The 19,166-nt window shown below is 73.2% G+C and carries 17 protein-coding genes; 6 read left to right on the top strand and 11 right to left on the bottom strand.

Going from position 1 to position 19,166, the window contains the following annotated elements; genetic code table 11:
- The first annotated feature begins 83 nt into the window (after positions 1-83).
- On the top strand, positions 84-431 hold the full coding sequence (locus KBY32_RS19770; RefSeq protein ID WP_210980991.1) for a VOC family protein: 348 nt from the start codon (positions 84-86) through the stop codon (positions 429-431).
- Between the two features lie 6 nt (positions 432-437).
- On the opposite strand, the gene KBY32_RS19765 is transcribed toward KBY32_RS19770, so the two are convergent.
- From KBY32_RS19765 to KBY32_RS19740, 6 genes are all read right to left on the bottom strand, one after another.
- Positions 438-1,001 carry a GNAT family N-acetyltransferase gene (locus KBY32_RS19765; protein ID WP_210980990.1) on the bottom strand — a complete coding sequence of 188 codons (564 nt, stop codon included), beginning with the start codon at positions 999-1,001 and terminating at the stop codon, positions 438-440.
- Between the two features lie 19 nt (positions 1,002-1,020).
- Positions 1,021-1,278 (bottom strand): LapA family protein, encoded by a 258-nt coding sequence (locus KBY32_RS19760; RefSeq protein WP_210980989.1) that lies wholly within the window; start codon positions 1,276-1,278, stop codon positions 1,021-1,023.
- Positions 1,279-1,361: 83 nt separating this feature from the next.
- Entirely contained in the window at positions 1,362-2,285 is a 924-nt protein-coding gene (locus KBY32_RS19755; protein WP_210981030.1) for an LD-carboxypeptidase, read from the bottom strand.
- Between the two features lie 8 nt (positions 2,286-2,293).
- Entirely contained in the window at positions 2,294-4,258 is a 1,965-nt protein-coding gene (locus KBY32_RS19750; protein WP_210981029.1) for a prolyl oligopeptidase family serine peptidase, read from the bottom strand.
- 5 nt (positions 4,259-4,263) lie between these two features.
- Positions 4,264-5,568: a M20/M25/M40 family metallo-hydrolase gene (locus tag KBY32_RS19745; RefSeq protein ID WP_210980988.1), complete on the bottom strand. Its 1,305-nt coding sequence runs from the start codon at positions 5,566-5,568 to the stop codon at positions 4,264-4,266.
- Complete coding sequence (locus KBY32_RS19740; RefSeq protein WP_210980987.1) at positions 5,561-6,394, bottom strand: M55 family metallopeptidase; 834 nt, start codon at positions 6,392-6,394, stop codon at positions 5,561-5,563. The genes KBY32_RS19745 and KBY32_RS19740 overlap by 8 nt, the downstream gene beginning before the upstream one ends.
- Before the next feature lie 181 nt (positions 6,395-6,575).
- Here KBY32_RS19740 and KBY32_RS19735 point away from each other — a divergent pair, with 181 nt between their 5' ends.
- Both KBY32_RS19735 and KBY32_RS19730 read left to right on the top strand, forming a co-directional pair.
- A complete protein-coding gene (locus KBY32_RS19735; RefSeq protein WP_210980986.1) occupies positions 6,576-8,069 on the top strand; it encodes an APC family permease in 1,494 nt (497 codons plus the stop codon).
- A 1-nt stretch (position 8,070) separates the two neighbouring features.
- Positions 8,071-8,505, top strand: a complete 435-nt coding sequence (locus KBY32_RS19730) for a universal stress protein (RefSeq protein WP_210980985.1) — start codon at positions 8,071-8,073, stop codon at positions 8,503-8,505.
- Between the two features lie 13 nt (positions 8,506-8,518).
- On the opposite strand, the gene KBY32_RS19725 is transcribed toward KBY32_RS19730, so the two are convergent.
- The 4 genes from KBY32_RS19725 to KBY32_RS19710 all read right to left on the bottom strand — a co-directional run bounded on the left by KBY32_RS19725 (position 8,519) and on the right by KBY32_RS19710 (position 15,001).
- Positions 8,519-9,241 carry a class I SAM-dependent methyltransferase gene (locus KBY32_RS19725; RefSeq protein ID WP_210980984.1) on the bottom strand — a complete coding sequence of 241 codons (723 nt, stop codon included), beginning with the start codon at positions 9,239-9,241 and terminating at the stop codon, positions 8,519-8,521.
- 153 nt (positions 9,242-9,394) lie between these two features.
- Entirely contained in the window at positions 9,395-11,830 is a 2,436-nt protein-coding gene (locus KBY32_RS19720; protein WP_210980983.1) for a SpoIIE family protein phosphatase, read from the bottom strand.
- 185 nt (positions 11,831-12,015) lie between these two features.
- Positions 12,016-14,394, bottom strand: a complete 2,379-nt coding sequence (locus KBY32_RS19715) for an MFS transporter (protein WP_210980982.1) — start codon at positions 14,392-14,394, stop codon at positions 12,016-12,018.
- Positions 14,395-14,557: 163 nt separating this feature from the next.
- On the bottom strand, positions 14,558-15,001 hold the full coding sequence (locus KBY32_RS19710; protein ID WP_210980981.1) for an SRPBCC family protein: 444 nt from the start codon (positions 14,999-15,001) through the stop codon (positions 14,558-14,560).
- A gap of 191 nt (positions 15,002-15,192) precedes the next feature.
- Between KBY32_RS19710 and KBY32_RS19705 the strand changes: the two genes are divergently transcribed.
- The 3 genes from KBY32_RS19705 to KBY32_RS19695 all read left to right on the top strand — a co-directional run bounded on the left by KBY32_RS19705 (position 15,193) and on the right by KBY32_RS19695 (position 18,515).
- Positions 15,193-16,227 carry an Rv2578c family radical SAM protein gene (locus KBY32_RS19705; RefSeq protein ID WP_055619364.1) on the top strand — a complete coding sequence of 345 codons (1,035 nt, stop codon included), beginning with the start codon at positions 15,193-15,195 and terminating at the stop codon, positions 16,225-16,227.
- Positions 16,228-16,372: 145 nt separating this feature from the next.
- Entirely contained in the window at positions 16,373-17,950 is a 1,578-nt protein-coding gene (locus KBY32_RS19700; RefSeq protein WP_210980980.1) for an alpha/beta hydrolase, read from the top strand.
- A gap of 28 nt (positions 17,951-17,978) precedes the next feature.
- Positions 17,979-18,515 carry a GNAT family N-acetyltransferase gene (locus KBY32_RS19695; RefSeq protein WP_210980979.1) on the top strand — a complete coding sequence of 179 codons (537 nt, stop codon included), beginning with the start codon at positions 17,979-17,981 and terminating at the stop codon, positions 18,513-18,515.
- 12 nt (positions 18,516-18,527) lie between these two features.
- Here KBY32_RS19695 and KBY32_RS19690 read toward each other — a convergent pair whose 3' ends face one another.
- On the bottom strand, positions 18,528-19,103 hold the full coding sequence (locus KBY32_RS19690) for an adenylosuccinate lyase (protein WP_210980978.1): 576 nt from the start codon (positions 19,101-19,103) through the stop codon (positions 18,528-18,530).
- Positions 19,104-19,166: the final 63 nt, after the last annotated feature.

Here is a 19,166-nt window from a genome sequence, read left to right as displayed (position 1 = left end):
CGAACGGACCGTCGGGTAACGGGGAGTGAGGGGATCGCGTGAAGCGATCACCGGCGCCGGGGGCGCCCTACTAGGCTTTCGGCATGGAGATTCTGGGAGCCACGCTGCGCGTGTGCGTCGACGATCTGGAGGCCGCGGTCCCCTTCTACGAACGCCTCGCCGGCGGCACCGCCCTGCGCTTCGAGCGCGGCGGTGTGCAGGTGGCGGCGGTCGGGTGCTTCCTGCTGATGAGCGGGCCGCAGGCGGAGTTGGAGGTGCTGCGCAAGGTCGCGGCGACGATCGCGGTCACCGATGTCGAGGAGGCCCGGAAGGTGCTCGGCGAGATGGGCGCGCACATCGTGGCGGGCCCGGTCCCGACGCCGGTGGGCCGCAATCTGATCGCGATGCACCCGGACGGGGCGATCTACGAGTACGCGGACCGTAAGGCCTGAACGGGGTCAGCGGGGCCGGCGCCGGGAGCGCATCTCCGCCGTGATCGCCCAGCGTTCGTGGTCCCGCCAGGCGCCGTCGATGAACAGCATGTCCGGCGAGTAGCCCTCCAGCCGGAACCCGCAGGCCCGGGCGAGATTGACGGAGGCGGCGTTGCCGGGCTGCACGTTGATCTCCAGCCGGTGCAGGCCCATCATCCCGAAGGCGTGCTCCACGACGAGGTCGAGGCCTTCGCGCATCAGACCGCGCCCGGCGGCGTGCGCGAAGGCGCCGTAGCCGAGGGCTCCGCTGCGGAAGGCGCCCTGGACGATGTTGTTGATGTTGATATAGCCGGCGAGGGCCCCGTCGTCCTCCTTGGCGCAGACGAGGAAGCCGGCCTTGGTGCGGTCCTCGATCAGCCGTCCCGCGTACGCGGTGTACGCGGCGGCGGTGTCGGGCGGGAAGAGCCAGGGCCGGTGCAGTTTCCGGCTCTCGCGGACCCGGGCGGTGAACTCGGCGCCGTCCTCATAGGTGAAGTGGCGTATGCCCACACGGGGGCCCTCGGCGAGGTACGGGGAGGCGGGGTGCGGCATCCGGTCAGCCTACGACGCCCTAGCGACGCCTGCGTGCGACGAGCAGGGCGCCGATCAGTGCGCCGATGACGCCCATGCCGAGCAGCGCGACCCACAGCGGCATGGTCACCACGGGGACCAGCAGCCGGATCTCGGTGTCGTCGGTGTTCTCGAAGATGAACACCAGGGCGAGGGCGACGAGCAGCAGCGCGGCGATCCGGCGCGGGGTCAGCGACCCGGCCAGGCCGCTTCGCCGGCCGTCCGTGCCCGGTTCGCGGCGCGACGTCTTGGGGGCCATGCCTCCAGCATGCTCCCGGCCCCGGCCGCCCGCACGACGAGTGACCGCAGGGGCGTCCGCCGGTCACCCGGTGTGACCGGCGGTCAGCGCAGCGCGGGCTCGTCCAGCGTCAACGTGCCCGCGTCCGCGTCGAGTTCGGCGGGGAGCCCGAACGGGATCGTCAGCGCCCCCGCGCCATGGCCGAAGCCGAACTCCTCCGCGACCGGCACGCCGAGTCCGCCCAGCCGGTCCTCCAGCACCGCCCGCACCTCGTCATACGGCCCGCAGTCCTCCCAGGAGCCGAGCAGGACGCCGCGCACCCCGTCGAGCATCCCCGCGCGCAGGAGTTGGGTGAGGGCGCGGTCGAGCCGGTACGGCTCCTCCCCCACGTCCTCCAGGCAGAGCAGCCCGCCGTGCGCCGAGGCGCGGGCGTGCGGGGTGCCCAGTTCGGCGGTGAGCAGGGTGAGGCAGCCGCCGAGGGTGACGCCGTGCGCCCGGCCCGCCACCATGGCCGAGCCGCCGGAGGCGATGGTGCGCACCGACTCGGGGGCGAACAGGGTGGCCCGCAGATGGTCCCGGGCGCGGGCCTGCTCGAGGAAGTCGACGCCGGCCGCCATCGGCCCGTGCAGCGTGGCGAGGCCCAGCCGGATCGCGAAGGCCTCGTGCAGCGCGGTGATGTCGCTGAAGCCGACGAAGACCTTGGGTCCGGCGGCCGCCATGGCGTCCCAGTCGAGCAGGTCGACCATGCGCTGGACGCCGTAGCCGCCCCGCGCGCACAGCACGGCGTCGACGGTCGGGTCGCACCAGGCGTGCTGGAGGTCGGCGGCCCGGTCGGCGTCGCCGGCTGCAAGATAGCCGAACCGCTCGTGCCGGCCGCGCGCGTGCGGTGCCACGACCGGGTCGAGTCCCCAGCCGCGCAGCACCTCGACCCCGGCGTCGATCCGCTCGCCGGGCACGGGTCCGCTGGGCGCGACGACGGCCACGCGGGCACCGGCGGCGAGTCGGGTGGGCCGCCGCAGCGGCCGTATCGGCCGGCTCACTCGCCGAGCTCCAGGGTGGGGACGCCGGGCGGGTCGAAACCGAATACCTGGGCGTACAGGGAAAGTTCGGCCTCCAGGGCGCGGAGCATGGTGTCCGCGCGGCGGAACCCGTGGCCCTCCCCCTCGAAGGCGAGATAGGCGTGCGGGACGCCGCGCCCCTTCAGCCGGGCGAGGAACCGGTCGCACTGGGCGGGCGGGCAGATGACGTCGTCCAGGCCCTGGAGCAGCAGGAAGGGCACGGTGAGCCGGTCGGCGCGGGTGACGGGCGAGCGTTCCTCGTAGCGGCCGGGCACCTCGGCGAGCGGTCCGACGAGGCTCTCCAGGTACTGCGACTCGAAGTCGTGGGTCTCCCCGGTGCCCCAGCCGGTCAGATCCAGGATCGGGTAGATGATCGTGCCGCAGGCGTAGACGTCCGTGCTGGTCAGGGACGCGGCGGTGGTCCAGCCCCCCGCGCTGCCGCCGCGGAGGGCGAGCCGGTCGCGGTCGGCGGTGCCCTCGTCGGCGAGGGCGAGCGCGACGGCCGCGCAGTCCTCGACGTCGACGACGCCCCACTGCTCGCGGAGCCGTTCGCGGTAGGCCCGGCCGTATCCGGTGGAGCCGCCGTAGTTCACCTCGGCGACACCGATGCCGCGCGAGGTGAAGTAGGCGACGGTCAGATCGAGGACGAGGGGAGCCCGGGAGGTGGGGCCGCCGTGCGCCCAGACGACGTACGGCGCCGGGGTGTCCGGGGGGCCGGTGACGTCGGGGTGGCGGGGCGGGTAGACGTGCGCGTGGATCTCCTGCCCGGCGGGGCCGGTGAAGGTGCGGACCTGCGGTTCCGGGTGGTAGGCGGGGTCCACGGCGTCCTCGTGGGCGGCGCCGACGACCCGGCAGTGGCCGGTGCGGGTGTCCAGTTCGACGACCTCGTGCGCGGTGTGCGGGCCGGCGCCGACGGCCACGACCCGTTCCCCGAGCGCGGCGAGCGTCGGCGCGTACTCGGTCCACGGCCCGGCGGCGTCGACGATCTCGCCGGTCTCCGGGTCCAGGACGCCGAGGGCGAGGGCGCCGCGGCCGTGCAGCACGGCGACGAGCCCGCCTTCGAGCGGCGCGAACCAGCGCAGTCCGACCTGCCACAGGGGCCCGCCGAACTCCTCCTCGCACGGGCACAGGGGCTCGCCGTCGCGGTACAGGTTCCACCAGCCGCCGGCGTCGCTCGAGTGCAGCAGCCGGCCGTCGTGCGTCCAGTCCACCTGGGCGACGGACTCCTCGGGGCCGCCCGCGACGGTCCGGGTGTTCTCGAACGTCCCGTCGGCGGTGACGTCGGCGACGAGCAGTTCGGTGCCGTCCCACGGCATCCGGGGGTGGTCCCAGACCAGCCAGGCGGCCCGCCGTCCGTCCGGTGAGAGCCGCGCCCCGGTGACGAACCGGTGCCGCCCGTCGGTGAGTTCGCGTACGGCGCCCCGGTCGTCCGCCGCGGAGCCGTCGAGCGGGACGGCGGCCAGGACGCGGCGCACATCGGTGGGCGCCTCCCCGGTGAACTCCTCCAGCACGCACCACACTTCGCCGAGGTCGGCCCGCACCAGCGGCTCCGCCGAGCGCAGTCCGCCGCCGACCGGGGACACCGGGGTGAGCGGACGCGGCTCGGCGCCCTCCTCGTACCGGTAGAGCCGCTGGTCGGCGAAGTTCACGAAGACGACGAGCGGCCCGCCGTCGGTGCTCGTGCCGCCCCAGGGCTGTCCGCCGTACTCCATGACGCGGCTGCGCACGTTCCACGGCGGGGGCAGCACGGACTCCTCGTGCCCGTCGGCGCGGCGGCGTACGAGGGTGCGCCGGCCGCCCTCCTCGGGCCGCGGTTCGGTCCACCACGCCTCGTCGCCGACGAAGCCCACGAAGTCGGGCCGCCCGTCGTGCGCGGCGGCGAGGGCCGCGTCGATCGGCGAGGGCCAGGATCCGTACGCCAGTGTCCGCACTGTCTCCCCCAGGTCGTCTAGGCGTTGCACAGGAAGCGGTCGAGCACACGGACGCCGAAGTGGAGCGCCTCGACGGGCACCCGTTCGTCGACGCCGTGGAACATGGCCGAGTAGTCGAAGCCCTCCGGCAGCTTCAGCGGCGAGAACCCGTAGCCGGTGATGCCGAGCCGGGAGAACTGCTTGGCGTCCGTGCCGCCGGCCATGCAGTACGGCACGGTGTGCCCCTCGGGCGCGAACTCCTCGACGGTGGCCCGCATCAGGGCGTACGTCGGCGAGTCCAGCGGGGACTGGAGGGCGACCTCGCGGTGGTGGAACTCCCAGTCCACGTCGGGTCCGGTGAGCTCGTCGAGGGTGGCGCGGAACTCGTCCTCCTGGCCGGGCAGGAACCGTCCGTCGACGAAGGCCACGGCCTGGCCCGGGATGACGTTGACCTTGTAACCGGCCTCCAGCATCGTCGGGTTGGCGCTGTTGCGGACGGTCGCATCGACGAGCTTGGCGGCGGGGCCGAGCTTCTCCAGCAGGGCGTCGACGTCGTCCAGGCTGGTGTCCAGGCCGTACAGCTCGGCGAGTTCGGTGAGGGCGCCGCGCACGGTCGGGGTGAGCCGCACCGGCCACGCGTGGTCGCCGATCCGGGTGATGGCGGCGGCGAGCCGGGTCACCGCGTTCTCCCGGTTGACCCGGGAGCCGTGGCCGGCGCGGCCGTGGGCGGTGAGCCGCAGCCAGCCGGTGCCGCGCTCGCCGGCCGAGATCGGGTAGATCTGGCGGCCGGAACCGTCGTGGAAGGTGAACGCGCCGGACTCGCTGATGCCCTCGGTGCAGCCTTCGAACAGGGCCGCGTGCCGGTCGGCGAGGAAGCCGGAGCCGTCCTCGGCGCTGGCCTCCTCGTCGGCGGTGAACGCGATCACGATGTCCCGGCGGGGCCGTACGCCCTGCCGGACCCAGGCCCGGACGACGGACAGGATCATCGCGTCCATGTTCTTCATGTCGACCGCGCCGCGGCCCCAGACGACGCCGTCGCGGACCTCGCCGGAGAAGGGGTCGACGCTCCACTCGGAGGCGTCGGCGGGCACGACGTCCAGATGCCCGTGGACGAGCAGGGCGTCCGCCGACGGGTCGGTGCCCTCGATGCGGGCGACGACGTTCGTACGGCCCGGTGTGCGCTCCAGCAGCGTGGGTTCGAGGCCGGCCTCGGCGAGCCGGGCCGCCGCGTACTCGGCGGCGGGCCGCTCCTGGCAGTCGCCACCGCCCCGGTTGGTGGTGTCGATGCGGATGAGGTCGGACGTGAACGTCACGACCTCCTCCAGTGCCTGCGCGTCAGCCATACTGCTCCTCCACCGCGGCCGAGACGATCGTGGTGACCGCCTTGAAGGTCCGGATTGCCTCGTACATGCGCTCGCTGGTGTACGCCACCTTGCGCTCGCCGATCCGCGCCACGCCGGGGACGACCGTGGCCGCCATCGCGAGGTGCTCGGCGTCGAACTCGACGGCCACCGTGTGCGGCCCGGCCTGCACGGGCTCCCGGCGGCCCGCGATGCCCATGGCGTCCTTGGCGGCCGCGCGGATGTCGGCGGCGGTCCGCGCCGGCGTACGGCACACGGCCGCGTACCGCGAGACATGGTCCTTGACGGCGACCTTCCGGGCCTCGGGCGCGTAGCCGAGGGCGTCCTCGCAGGCCAGGTCGTCACCGGTGACGAGGACGACGGGGACGCCGTACTCGGCGACGACGTGCGCGTTCAGCAGGCCCTCGCTGGCGCGGACGTCGTTCAGCCAGACCCCGGTGATCTGGTTGGCGAGGTAGGTGTGGGCGAGGACGCCCTCCATCCCGGCGCCCGTGTGGTAGCCGATGAAGGCGATCCCGTCGACGTCCCCGTGCTGGACGCCCTCCACCATCGACAGCGCCTTGTGCCGGCCGGTCAGCATCTCGGCCCGCTCGTCGAGCTGTTCGAGCAGCAGGTTCCGCATGCTCCAGTGGGCCTCGTTGACGAGGACGGAGTCGGCACCGCCGTCGAAGAAGCCGCGGACGGCCGCGTCCACGTCCGAGGTGAACATCCCCCGGCACCGCTCCCACTGCGGTGTCCCCGGCAGAACGTCCCCCGGCCAGGTCACACCGGTCGCGCCCTCCATGTCGGCGCTGATGAGGATCTTCATGGGGCGCCACGTTACGCGCCCCCGTCAGAACCCGCCACGACCGGCCCCCGGCCCCGGGAACACCCCCGCGCGGGCCCCGGCTGGGCACACGGGTGAGACATCCCGGGCGCGGGCGGCAAAGGCCGGGCGGGCCCGGCCGCTGCCTGTTTCATGAGGTCAGGCACGACCGAAGTGAGGCAGCATGGCCGACGCCCGTACGGACACCCCCCAGCCGGACTCGTTGAAGCCCGACGCGATCGGGTTCCTCGACGCGCTCGTCATCGGGCTCAACGCGACCTCGCCCGCGTACTCGCTGGCCGCGGTCATCGGCCCGATCGTCGCGCTGGTCGGGGTGTACGCGCCGGGCGTGATGCTGGCGGCGTTCGTGCCGATGCTGCTGATCGCGTCGGCGTTCTACTACCTCAACAAGGTCGACCAGGACTGCGGCACGACCTTCTCCTGGGTCACCCGCGCGATGGGCCCGTGGGCGGGCTGGCTCGGCGGCTGGGCCATCACCATGACCGGTGTCCTGGTCGTCGGCTCGCTGGCGGACGTGGCGGTGACGTTCGCGCTGCTCGCCTTCGGCCTGGACAGCTGGGCCGACAACGAGTGGGTGCGGCAGATCCTCACCGTGCTGCTCATCCTGGTGATGACGGTGGTGTGCGTGATCGGCACCGAGGTGTCGGCCCGGGTGCAGAACGCGCTGATCCTCGCCCAGGTCGCCTGCCTCCTCGCGTTCGCCGTGGTCGCGCTGTACCGGGTGTACGCCGGCACCGGGGACCTCGACGCGGTGAAACCGGAGTTCAGCTGGCTGGACCCGTTCGGCGCAGGTGGCGCCTCGCTGACGGCGGGCCTGCTGCTCGGCGTGTTCATCTACTGGGGCTGGGAGTCGGCGGTGAACCTCACCGAGGAGACCGAGAACTCGGCGACCGCCCCCGGTGAGGCGGCCGTGTGGTCGACCGTCATCCTGCTGATCACGTATGTGGCGGTCGCGATCGCGGTCGTCGCCTACGCCGGTCCGGCGTTCCTGTCGGAGAACGCCGACGAGGAGGAGTTCATCTTCGCCCTGCTCGCGGGCGACGTGATGGGCGGCTGGGACTGGGTGGTGCTGCTGGCGGTGTCGACGTCCGGTCTGGCGTCCACGCAGACCACGATCATCCCGGCCTCGCGGACCGCGCTGTCCATGGCCCGCCGGCACGCCCTGCCGGCCCACTTCGGGCACATCCACCACCGGTTCCGCACCCCGGACGTGAGCACCTGGTGGGTGGCGGGCATCGCCATCGCCTGGTACCTGGTGGTCCGTCAGATCAGCGAGAACGCCCTGTTCGACTCGCTCACCGCGCTGTCCCTGCTGATCGCCTTCTACTACGCGCTCACCGGCCTCGCGTGCGCCGTCTACTACCGGCGCCACCTCACCGAGAGCGTCCGCAACTTCGTACTGATCGGCCTCGGCCCCGTGGTCGGCGCCGGGCTGCTGGCCTGGCTGCTCGTCGAGTCGATCGCCGACATGTCCGACCCCGCCAACTCCTACAGCGGCGTCTCCTGGTTCGGGCTCGGGCCGCCGCTGGTCATCGGGATCGGCATCACGCTCGCGGGCGTGGTCCTGATGCTGGTGTGGCGGCTGATGGCCCCCACCTTCTGGGCGGAGCGCCCCCAGGTGGCCGACCCCGACCTCGTGCACGGCAAGGAGTCCTGACATGCCCGTGGTGTGCGGCTACGACGAGTCCCCGGGCGCGGTCCGCGCGCTCTCCGTCGCCGTCGAGGTGACGGCCGCGTTCGACGACACCCTCGTCCTGGTCTACGGCGCGGCGGCGCCGGGCTCCCTCGGCGAGGAGTACGCCGCCCACCGGGACGCGCTCCGGGAGGCGGGCCGGACGGCGCTGGACCACGCGGTCGCCGTCGCCGACGAGGCGGGGGTGGCGACGACCGTGGAGGTCATCGACCGGAAACCGGCGGAAGCCCTCCTCGACGCCGCGTCCCGGCACGGGGCGCGCTGCATCGTCGTGGGCACCTGGGGCGAGAGCCCGCTGCGCGGCGCCCTGCTGGGTTCCACCCCGCACAAGCTGCTCCACCTGTCCCCCGTCCCGGTGCTCTGCGTACCGACGAACTCCCCGGACTCCGCGAACACTTAGGGCCGGCCCACTCCTAGGACCGGCCCGCGACGATCCAGGTCGAGGGGAGTTCGACACGGGTGCCGTCGGGGCCGTACTCGGTGGTGGCCAGCAGTAGCGTGCCGCTCGCGAGGACGTCGAGCCCCGCCGCGCGCAGATAGCCGGGCAGCGCCTCGTCGGCGACCTCGCCGGGGGCGATGCCGTGCTTGAGGACCGGCGCCAGCTTGGGCGGCGGCCCGGCGGGACCCCCGGCCAGCCCCATGAGGACGCCTTTGGCGGCCTCGGACGGTTCGACGAGGAGGACCCGGCCGCACTCGCCGGCCAGCGTGGCCAGCCCGTCCGCCATCGTCTGCCGGTCGCCGGGCTCGGCCTGGTGCAGGACGCCGCGCACATAGACGTTGGCATCGCCGAGTTCGGCGTGCAGGGTCCGGACCTCCGCGGTGTCCACGACGTCGAGCAGCCGGTACGTCGCCTGCCCGGCCGGATCGGCCCTGCGGGCGTGGTCGAGGGCGGCGGCGGACAGGTCGGCGCCGACGACGCGCGGGAAGCGTTCGGCGAGGAACCGGGTCTGGGTGCCGTTGCCGCAGCCCAGGTCGATCATCACCAGGCCGGGATCGGTCAGATGGGGCTCCAGCAGGGGCAGATGGCGGCCCGCGGTCAGCGCCGGCTCCGCGTCCCAGAAGACGGCTCCCGGCTCCTCGGGTGCCTCGCGCCAGAAGCCCTCCCAGGCGTCCCGGTACCGACGCGTCACGCTCATGACCGACTCCCCCTGACGTACGACCGGCGACCGCCGGGTGACGGGCGGATCCGGTCTATCGCGGGCGGGCCGGGGCCGACAAGCGTCCGGCGCACACCTTCACGTCTCGTCCGGAACCTCTGCGGGACCGCGGGACTCCGGGACTCCGGAACGTCAGCAGGGCGTGAGCGTCAGCTCGAACCAGACCGTCTTGCCGGTGCCCGTGCGGCTGGTCCCCCAGGCGCGGGCGAGCGTGCTGACGACGCGCAGTCCGCGTCCGGCGGTGTCGTCGGGTCCGGCGTCCAGCAGGGTGGGCAGTTCGTGGCTGTCGTCGTCCACCTCGCACAGCAGCGTCTCGCCGCGCACCAGCCTGAGCTCCACGGGGCGGTCGCGCGAGTGCCGTACGGCGTTGGTGACCAGCTCGGTCACCAGGAGCCCGGCGGTGTCCGCGAGCCGGGACAGGCCCCAGGCGCGCAACTGCTCGCGCACGAGGGCGCGGGCGCGGCCCGCCTCGGCCGGGTCGAGTTCGAGCCGGTGCACGGCGACGTCGGCGGGGGCGATGCCGTTGAGGCGGGCCATCAGCAGGGCGACGTCGTCCTTGCGGCCGCCGCGCGGGTTGAGGGCGCGGATGATCGTGTCGCACGCCTCGTCCATGGACGCGGCCGGGTGGGCGGCGGATTCGCACAGGACCGCGAGTCTGACACCGATGTCTTCGCCGCGCAGCTCGACCAGACCGTCGGTGCACATGACGATCCGGTCACCCGGTTCGACGTGTACGCGCACCTCTTCGAACGGCACGCCGCCGACGCCGATGGGCGCGCCCGTGGGCAGGTCGAGCAGTTCGCCGTGCCCGCTGTCGGCGCGGACCAGGACGGGCGGGATGTGGCCGGCGTTGGCGAGGCGCAGCTCGCCGGCCAGCGGGTCGTAGACGACGTACAGGCAGGTGGCCAGGTAGTTGTCGCCGAGGCGCTGGGCGAGGTCGTCGAGGTTGCGCAGCAGCTGGGCGGGCGGCAGGTCGAGGGCGGCCATGGTCTGCACGGCGGTGCGCAACTGGCCCATCTTGGCGGCGGAGTTGAGGCCGTGGCCCATGACGTCGCCGACGACGAGGGCGGTCCGGGCGCCGGGCAGCTTCACGGAGTCGAACCAGTCGCCGCCGACCCGTCCGAGCAGTGTCCCCGGCAGATAGCGGGTGGTGATGTCGCAGCCCGCCATACGGCGTGGGATCTGCGGCAGCATGCTGTCCTGGAGGGTCTCGGCGACGCTCTCCTGGTAGGTGTACATCCGGGCGTTGTCGAGCACGAGGCCCGCTCTCGCGGCGAGTTCGGCGCCGGTGACCCGGTCCATGTCGTTGAACTCGACGCGCTCGGGGTGGCGCAGCAGGATCATGAAGCCGAGGACGACGTTGCGGGCCTTGAGCGGGACGACGAGCATCGAGCGGCCGGTGATCAGCGGGCGGATGTCCCGCTTCTCGAACTGGGACGCGATGGCGTGGCCCATCTCGGGGGTGATCCGCGGGACGAGCACGGGCTCGCCGCTGGTCATGCACTGGAAGAACGGGGTGTGGGCCGGAAAGGGCATGGCCTCGCCGACCGGTACGACGTCGTCCCAGCGGCCGGGTTCGTCGGTGTGCTCGAGCGCGACGCGGTGCCACATCGTGGTGGTGTCCGGCACCCCGTCGGGGAACCCCTCGCCGGCGACGACCTGTTCACGCAGATAGGTGCCGGCGACGTCGGTGAAGCGGGGCACCACGGCCCGGCTGACCTCGACGATGGTCTGCGCCAGGTCGAGGGAGGTGCCGATGCGGCCACTGACCTCGTTCAGGAACTCCAGGCGCTCGCGGACGGCGACGTACTCCAGGTCCTCACCGTCGTCGGGGTCCTCGGCCGGCGCCGGTAAGCCGTGGGCGGCGGCCCGCGCGGCGCGTTCCCGGCGGGCCCGGCGTTCGACCCGCCGGGGGACGCCCCAGTCGGGGGTGACAGGCACCCGGTCGTTCTGGCTGAACTCCAGGACGGGGTAGCCGAGTTCGAGGATCTGGCCGACGATCCGGGCGCTTTCGTCGACGCTCATGCTGGGCAGGATCTCGGGGAGCCTGGAGGCGAGTTCCTCGGCGCCGGGGAAGTCGGTGTGCAGGGCGAAGGCGGGGGCGACCCGGTCGAAGCCGGGGTCCTCCCCCGCGGCCTCCTGCTGGAGCCGGCCGACGTCGGCGCCGAGCACGAGCAGCCGCTCGGGGCCGGGTCCGACGAGGGGGTAGGCCCACCACAGGACGTCGACGCGGTCCCGCTCGGGCACGGTCAGCCGGGCCCGCCCGGCCGTCGGGTAGTAGAGCCGTCCGTCCAGGGAGGTCTCGAGGTCGTGCCCCGCGTCGTCGTAGGCGCCGTACGGCCCGTACGGCGAGATGTCGTCGTCCTCGGGAAGCGCTCCCGAGACCGGCAGCAGATCGACGGCGGGGTGCCCGATCGCCTCCTCCTTGGTGGCGCCGAAGAGGCGGCGCGCGCCGGAGCTCCAGTGGGAGACGAGCCCCGCGCGGTCGACCACCACCACGGCGAGCGGGATGCGTCCGGTCGCGGCGTACTCCGTCGCCGTGCCGTCCCTTTCGGTGCCACGGTCCATGGCCCAGGCCCTCTCTCCCCACGGTCCGCAAGATCTGCGCGCCCCCACCACCGTACGGGTCCCCGCCTCGGGGATGTGTGGCAATAGGCGAATTGGATGTACCGGGTTCACGACGGCGCGCGCGGGGGCGGAAAGATCCGGCCGCGCTCCTTTCCCGCAGGACAGCGCCGGGTCGGGCGGCGGGGTCAGCCCTCGTGCCCGAGCTGGAGGTCGCGTTCCGTGCGCCCGCCGCGGGCGACCTGGAGCACGGTGGCGACCGGCGGGTAACCGGCGGCGATGACGGTGTACTCCCCGGAGGCGAGGTCGGTGAACCGGAAGGTTCCGTCGGGCCCGGTGGTGAGGGTGTCCACGACGTTGCCGGCCGCGTCGAGCAGGGTGACGCGGGCGTCCTCCACGGGGCGTCCGCCGCCGGCCCGGACGGTGCCGCGCAGGGCGGCGCCGCCCGCGAGTTCGATGTCCTGCCGGGTCTCGCGGGCCGCCTTGACGGTGACCGGGACGGCGGCGGGCCGGAACGCGGCCGAGCTGGCGGCGAGGGTGTACTCCCCGGCGATCAGTTCGGTGATGACGTAGCCGTTCTCGCGTTCGCTGCGGGTGGTGGCGACGACCTCGCCGCGGACGTCGGTGAGGGTGACGGTGGCGTCCACGGGGGTGCCGTCGGGGCTGAGCACCCGTCCGGCGAGGCGTCCGGCGCCGCCGAGCAGGATGTCGAGGTCGACGGGCCGCTCGCCGACGGTGACGGACACGGCCTGCGGCTGGTGCCCGCCGGCCGCGGCGATCATGACGTACGACCCGGGCCCCGGCGTGGCCAGCGCGAACCGTCCGTCCTCGCCGCTGCTCGCGCGGCCGACCTGCTGTCCGGCGACGTCGATCAGGGTGAGCGCGGCGCGGGGCACGACGGTGCCGTCGGCGTGCTGGACGGCGCCGCGGACGGTGGGCGATGTGCCGCGCGGCGAGCGGGCCTGCGGGACGGAGGCCGGGATCGTGGTCTCCTCGGTGGGGGTGTCGTGGGTCACCAGGGGTTTCTCCTTGAGGAAGAAGGCGATGAGCAGGCCCAGCACGAGCACCGGCACGAGGTACAGGAAGATCCTCGGCATGGCGTCGGCGTACGCCTGGATGTAGGCGTCGCGCAGCGCGGGCGGCAGGCTGTGGACGAGCTGCGGGGTGATGGCCTCGGCGGCGGGCAGTGCGCCGCCCGTGTCGGCGGGGAGCCGGTCGGCGAGGGCGTCGGTGAGGCGGTCGGCGAAGAGGGTGCCGAAGACGGCGGCGCCGACGCTGCCGCCGATCTGCCGGAAGTAGTTGTTGGCGCTGGTGGCCGTGCCGAGGTCGGACGGGCGTACGGAGTTCTGCACGGCGAGGACGAGGACGGGCATCACCATGCCGATGCCGGCGCCGAGCACGGCCATCCAGAGGCTGTAGTGCAGCCGGGGTGTGTCGGTCTCCAGCCGGGACAGCAGCCACATGCCGACGGCGGACAGGGCGCTGCCGAGCAGGGGGTGGATCCGGTAGCGCCCGGTGCGGCTGATGAGTTGGCCGCAGATGATGGAGGCGCCGACGATGCCGCCCATCATGGGCAGCATGAGCAGCCCGGACTCGGTGGCGGTGGCCCCGTCGACCATCTGCAGATAGGTCGGCAGATAGCTCGCGGCGCCGAACAGCGCGACGCCGATCACGAGGCCCACCAGGCTGGTGACATTGAAGACGGAGTCCCGGAACAGCCGCAGCGGGATGAGGGGTTCGACGGCGAAGCGCTCGGCGACGAGGAAGAGGAGCGAGGAGGCGGCGGCCCCGGCGGCGAGGCCGAGGATGACCCGGGAGTCCCAGGCGTGTTCGGTGCCGCCCCAACTGGTCAGCAGGACCAGGCAGGTGGAGGCGGCGGCGAGCAGCAGGGAGCCCAGGACATCGAGCCGGGCCCGGCGCGCGGGCTTGGGGAGCTTGAGCACGACGGCGACGACGGCGAGGGTGACCAGGCCGAAGGGCACGTTGATGTAGAAGCACCAGCGCCAGGAGAGGTGGTCGGTGAAGTAGCCGCCGAGCAGCGGTCCGGCGACCGAGGCGAGGCCGAACGCGGCGCCGATCAGACCCATGAAGCGGCCCCGCTCCCGGGCGGGCACGATATCCGCGATGATCGCTTGGACGCCGATCATGAGGCCGCCGGCGCCGACGCCCTGGACGGCCCGGAAGGCGATCAGCTGGTCCATGGTCGTGGCCCGGCCCGCGAGCGCGGAGCCGACGACGAAGACGACGATCGCGAACTGGAAGACGCCCTTGCGGCCGAGGAGGTCGCCGAGCTTGCCGTAGATCGGCAGTCCGACGGTGGCGGTGAGCAGATAGGCGGTGATCGCCCAGGACATCCGGTCGAGGCCGTGCAGTTCACCGACGATCTTCGGCAGCGCGGTCGCGACGATCATCTGCTCCAGCGCGGCGAGGAGCAGCGCGAGCATGAGGGCGAGGAAGACCAACCGCACCCGCCGCGGCCCGAGTTCACCCGTGGGCCCGGGGCCGGCGGGGCGGACGTCCGGGGGTGCGGCGACCGGCTCGTCCTGTACCAGAGTGCTCCCGCCCACGTACCCGCTCCCCTCGTCGCACTGCCGCACCTTGTCCGCGTAGGCGAACAACTACGGGCAAGCGCGACGAGTTACGGAAGCAGGTCGGTCGCGGAACAGAACCACTCGAAACGGTGAGGACGGCAACGACCGCCAGGCCCGGGCGGGTTGAAGTGCCCCGGTGCTACTTCTCCACCTCGGCGGCGAGGTTGGCGAGCAGCGCTTCGTAGATCCGGCCGAGGCCCTTGGGCGCGAAGGTCCGCTCGAAGAAGCCACCGATGCCGCCGGCGCCCTGCCAGGTGCTGGTGACGACGACCCGGGACGTGCCCTCGCCGGCCGGGGTGACCCGCCAGGTGGTGACCATGGAGGAGTTGCGGTCCTTCTCGACGAGCTCGCCTTCGGTGGGCTCGGTGACGTCCAGCAGGCAGTCGCGTACACGCTTGCTGGTGGCCTGGAGCTTCCAGTGGACGACGGTGCCCTCGCCGTCGCCGCCCTCGCGGACCTCGTACTCGCTGAAGTGCTCGGGCAGCAGCTTCTGCCGGGTGCCGGTGTAGTCGGCGAGGGCGTCGAACACCTTCTCCGCGTCCGCCGCGACGACCCGCTCCGTAGTGGCCTCGACCTGCGCCATCGACTTCCTCCAGGACCTGAGTTCTCGGGGTTGGGGCAAGCCAACCACCCCGGTGGCACCCCGCCCAAATCGGGGTGCCGAACGGCTCACGGAACCGGTCGCGAGGCGATCGGAAACGAAGGCGGGCCAGGGGTAGCACGATCAAGGGAACATGTGTTCTATTCTGGGGGCAGTGCTACCGAGGAGGCACCATGCGCTGGGAGAACCTCGCCCTGGAGACGGACCACAGCCGGGCCGACACCGGCCTGTTCGGCGCGGACGCCGTCGTGACCCGCACCTTCGACACACCCGAGTTCGCCGGGATCACGTTCCACGAGATCCGGGCCCGCTCGATCGTGAACCGGGTGCCGGGCGCCTCGCGCATGCCCTTCGAGTGGACGGTGAACCCGTACCGGGGCTGCTCGCACGCGTGTGTGTACTGCTTCGCCCGCAAGACTCACAGCTATCTCGACCTGGACACGGGGCTCGGCTTCGACTCCCAGATCGTGGTGAAGGTGAACGCGCCGGAGCTGCTGCGCCGGCAGCTCGCCTCCCGCCGCTGGCAGGGCGACCACATAGCGATGGGCACCAACGTCGACTGCTACCAGCGGGCCGAGGGCCGCTACCGTCTGATGCCGGGCATCCTGGCGGCCCTGCGCGACCACGCCAACCCCTACTCGATCCTGACCAAGGGGACGCTGATCCTGCGCGACCTGGATCTGCTGAAGCAGTCCGCCGAGGTCACGGACGTGGGTGTGTCCGTCTCCGTCGGCTTCGTCGACCGCGAACTGTGGCGGACCGTGGAGCCGGGCACCCCCGCCCCCGAGCGGCGCCTGGACGTCGTACGGACCCTGACCGAGCACGGGCTCGGGTGCGGGGTGCTGATGGCGCCGGTCATCCCGTTCCTCGGCGACCAGCCGGCGCAGCTGCGGGCCACCGTGCGGGCGATCGCCGCCGCCGGCGCCACGTCCGTCACCCCGCTGGTGCTGCATCTGCGGCCCGGGGCACGCGAGTGGTTCATGGCGTGGCTCGGTCGTGAGCACCCGCATCTGGTGCGCCGCTACGAACGGCTGTACGCGGACGGCGCCTACGCGCCGAAGTGGTACCAGCGCCGGATCACCCGTCAGGTGCACGAGCTGGCCGAGGAGTACGGCATCGGACCCGCCCGGCCGGAGATGCCCCGCCGGATCCGCGAGCCCCTCCCCGCCGAGCCGGAGCCCGGCCCCACTCAGCTGACGCTGCTCTAGACATCGGCGGCATCGGGGCGCATCCCGCGACCCGATCGGGTCGAATCCAAGCGGAACCCGTTCCTCCGGGCGTCCGTTCCGGGACGAATGCGGCACGGGCCGTGGCACGCACGGCCCGCGCCGCTCCGTCCTGGGAGGACCACCCATGGGAAAACGCGCAACCGTTCTGTGCGGCGCCGCACTCGTCGTGGCCGGAACCCTGACCGCCGTCCCCGCCGAGGCGAGCGCCCCGCCCACCGCGACCGCGGCGCCGCTCACCTGGAAGAAGTGCGGCACCGCCACATACCCGACGCTCCAGTGCGCCTCGCTGAAGGTGCCGCTCGACCACACAGCCCCCAAGGGCCGCAAAATCACGCTGGCCCTCTCCCGCGTCCCGCACACCGCGAAGAAGTATCAGGGGCCGCTGCTCGTCAACCCCGGCGGCCCCGGCGGCAGCGGACTCGCCCTGGCCGGCTTCGTCGCCTCGGCCCTGCCCAAGAAGGTGGCGGCGCAGTACGACATCGTCGGCTTCGACCCGCGCGGCGTCGGCCGCAGCCGCCCCGCGCTCGACTGCCGGCCCACGCACTTCGCGCCGGTGCGCCCGGACTCGGTGCCGAGCACGCCCTGGGTCGAGCGGGCCAACCTGCTGCGCGCGAAGGACTTCGCCCGCGCGTGCGCCGAGAAGCACGCCGACGTGCTGCCGTACATCGACACGGTCAGCGCCGCACGCGACCTGGACCTGATCCGCGCCGCCCTCGGCGCCCCGCGCATCAACTACTTCGGCTACTCCTACGGCACCTACCTCGGCGCGGTCTACGCCAAGCTCTTCCCGCAGCGGGTGCGGCGGGCGGTGCTGGACTCCGTCGTGGACCCCACCGGCGTCTGGTACGACGACAACCTCGCCCAGGACCTCGCCTTCGACGACCGGCACCGCGCCTTCCTGACCTGGGTGGCCCGGCACGACAGGACGTATCGGCTCGGCACGGACCCGGCACGCGTCGAGGAGCGCTGGTACGCGCTGCGGACGGCACTCGCGCGGACCCCGGCCGGCGGCGTGGTCGGCCCCGCCGAACTGGAGGACACCTTCCTGCCCGGCGGCTACTACGACGGCTACTGGCCGCAGCTCGCCGAGGCGTTCGCGGCGTATGTGAACGACCGGGACGACGGCCCGCTCACCAAGGCGTACGAGCGGTTCGGCGCCGCGGACGAGGCCGCGGGGAACGGCTACAGCGTGTACGCCGCCGTGCAGTGCCGGGACGCCGCCTGGCCGCGCGACTGGCACCGCTGGCGGGCGGACAACTGGGCCGCGCACACGAAGGCGCCGTTCATGACCTGGAACAACGCCTGGTACAACGCGCCGTGCGCGTTCTGGCCGCAGAAGCCGCTGGCCCCGGTCGACGTCACCAACGACAAGGTGCCGCCGGTGCTGCTCTTCCAGGCGACCGGCGACGCGGCCACCCCGTACCAGGGGGCCGTCACCGTCCACCGGCGGCTGGCCGGCTCCCGTCTGGTGGTCGAGCAGGGCGGCGGCAACCACGCCGTCACCCTCGGCGGCAACACCTGCCTGGACCGGCACCTGGCGGCCTACCTGACCGACGGCACGCTCCCGCGCGGCTCCGCCGAGGCCGACGCGACCTGCGCCGCCTCCCCCGAACCGAAGCCGGCGCCCGCGAAGTCGACGAAGGCCACCAAGGCGACGGCGCGCGGCACCGACCTCCACGACCTGGTCGGCTTCCGGCCCTGATCGGCGAGGCACCCTTTAGGGTGCCCCGATGGACGATCACCGCCTGCGCATACGCCCCATGACCCCCGACGACTGCGACCGGGTCGCCGAGATCCGGGTCGGGGGCTGGCGCGCCGCCTATCGGGGGATCGTGCCGCAGTCCTACCTGGACGCCCTGGACGTTTCCGAGGACGCCGAGCGGCGGCGCGCGCATCTCGCGGGCGCCGACGGCACGGTGGTGAACCTGGTGGCGGAGGAGGGCGGCCGGGTCGTCGGCTGGGGCTGTCACGGCCCCTACCGTGAGGACGACGGCAGCCGTACCGAGGACGCCGAGCTGTACGCGCTGTACGTGGATCCGGCCCGGATCGGCACCGGGGCCGGTCGTGCCCTGCTGGCGGAGTCGGTGCGCCGGTGCTCGCTCGCCGGGCACCGGCGCATGCTGCTGTGGGTGCTGCGGGACAACGTCCGGGCCCGGCGCTTCTACGCGCGGGCGGGCTTCGGGCCGGACGGCGCCGAGGAGCCCTTCGAGGTGGACGGCGTGCCGGTGCCCGAGGTGCGGTACGCCCGGGAGCTGACGGCCGGCTGAAGGCCCTGCCGCTCAGCGCTGGCGCGGGATGCGAGCCAGGGCCTGGACCGCCGCCTCCGCCAGGGCCGGATGGGCCAGCGCCTCGTTGAGGACCCGCCGGGCCCGGTCGTCGCCGAGCGTGCCCAGCCCTTCGACGCAGGCGAGGGCGACCCGGCGGTAGGGGTCGTGGGGGCGCAGCCGCCGCTCCAGGGTGGTGATCAGGGCCGGCACCGCCTCGGGGGCGCCCAGCTCGACCAGGAGGCGGACCGGGTGCAGCGCGTAGGCGACCCGCAGCTCGTTGGTGGCGAGGGCGGCCGCCGCGCGGGCCGTACGGGGGTCGCCGAGCCGGGCGAGGGCGTGGGCGGCGGAGGCGCAGCGCTGCGGGTCCCGGTGGTTGAGCAGCAGGACGAGGGATTCGAACGCCCGCGGGTCCCCGGCGAGTCCGAGCCGGAACGCGGCCAACTCCCGCGCCCACAGGGGCTGCCCGGGCGCGGTCAGCACGTCCGCCAGTTCGTCGAGGTCGCCGGTGGCCACGAGGCGGTCGTACGCGGGTGTCGCTCCGGACTCCTGCCGTAAGCGCTCCGTGAGTGATCGCAACTCTTCGCTCATGGGAAGAGATTAGGCGCGTGGCCGGGGGCGCGGGACCTACATCACAAACCCGGGGGGTGGCGC

Origin of the sequence: Streptomyces sp. RK62, from assembly GCF_018070255.1 — a bacterium.
In the GTDB taxonomy this organism is placed as follows: domain Bacteria; phylum Actinomycetota; class Actinomycetes; order Streptomycetales; family Streptomycetaceae; genus Streptomyces; species Streptomyces nigra.
The sequence above is the reverse complement of the archived record's forward strand: the minus strand, read 5'-3'. Positions and strand labels throughout refer to the sequence as shown.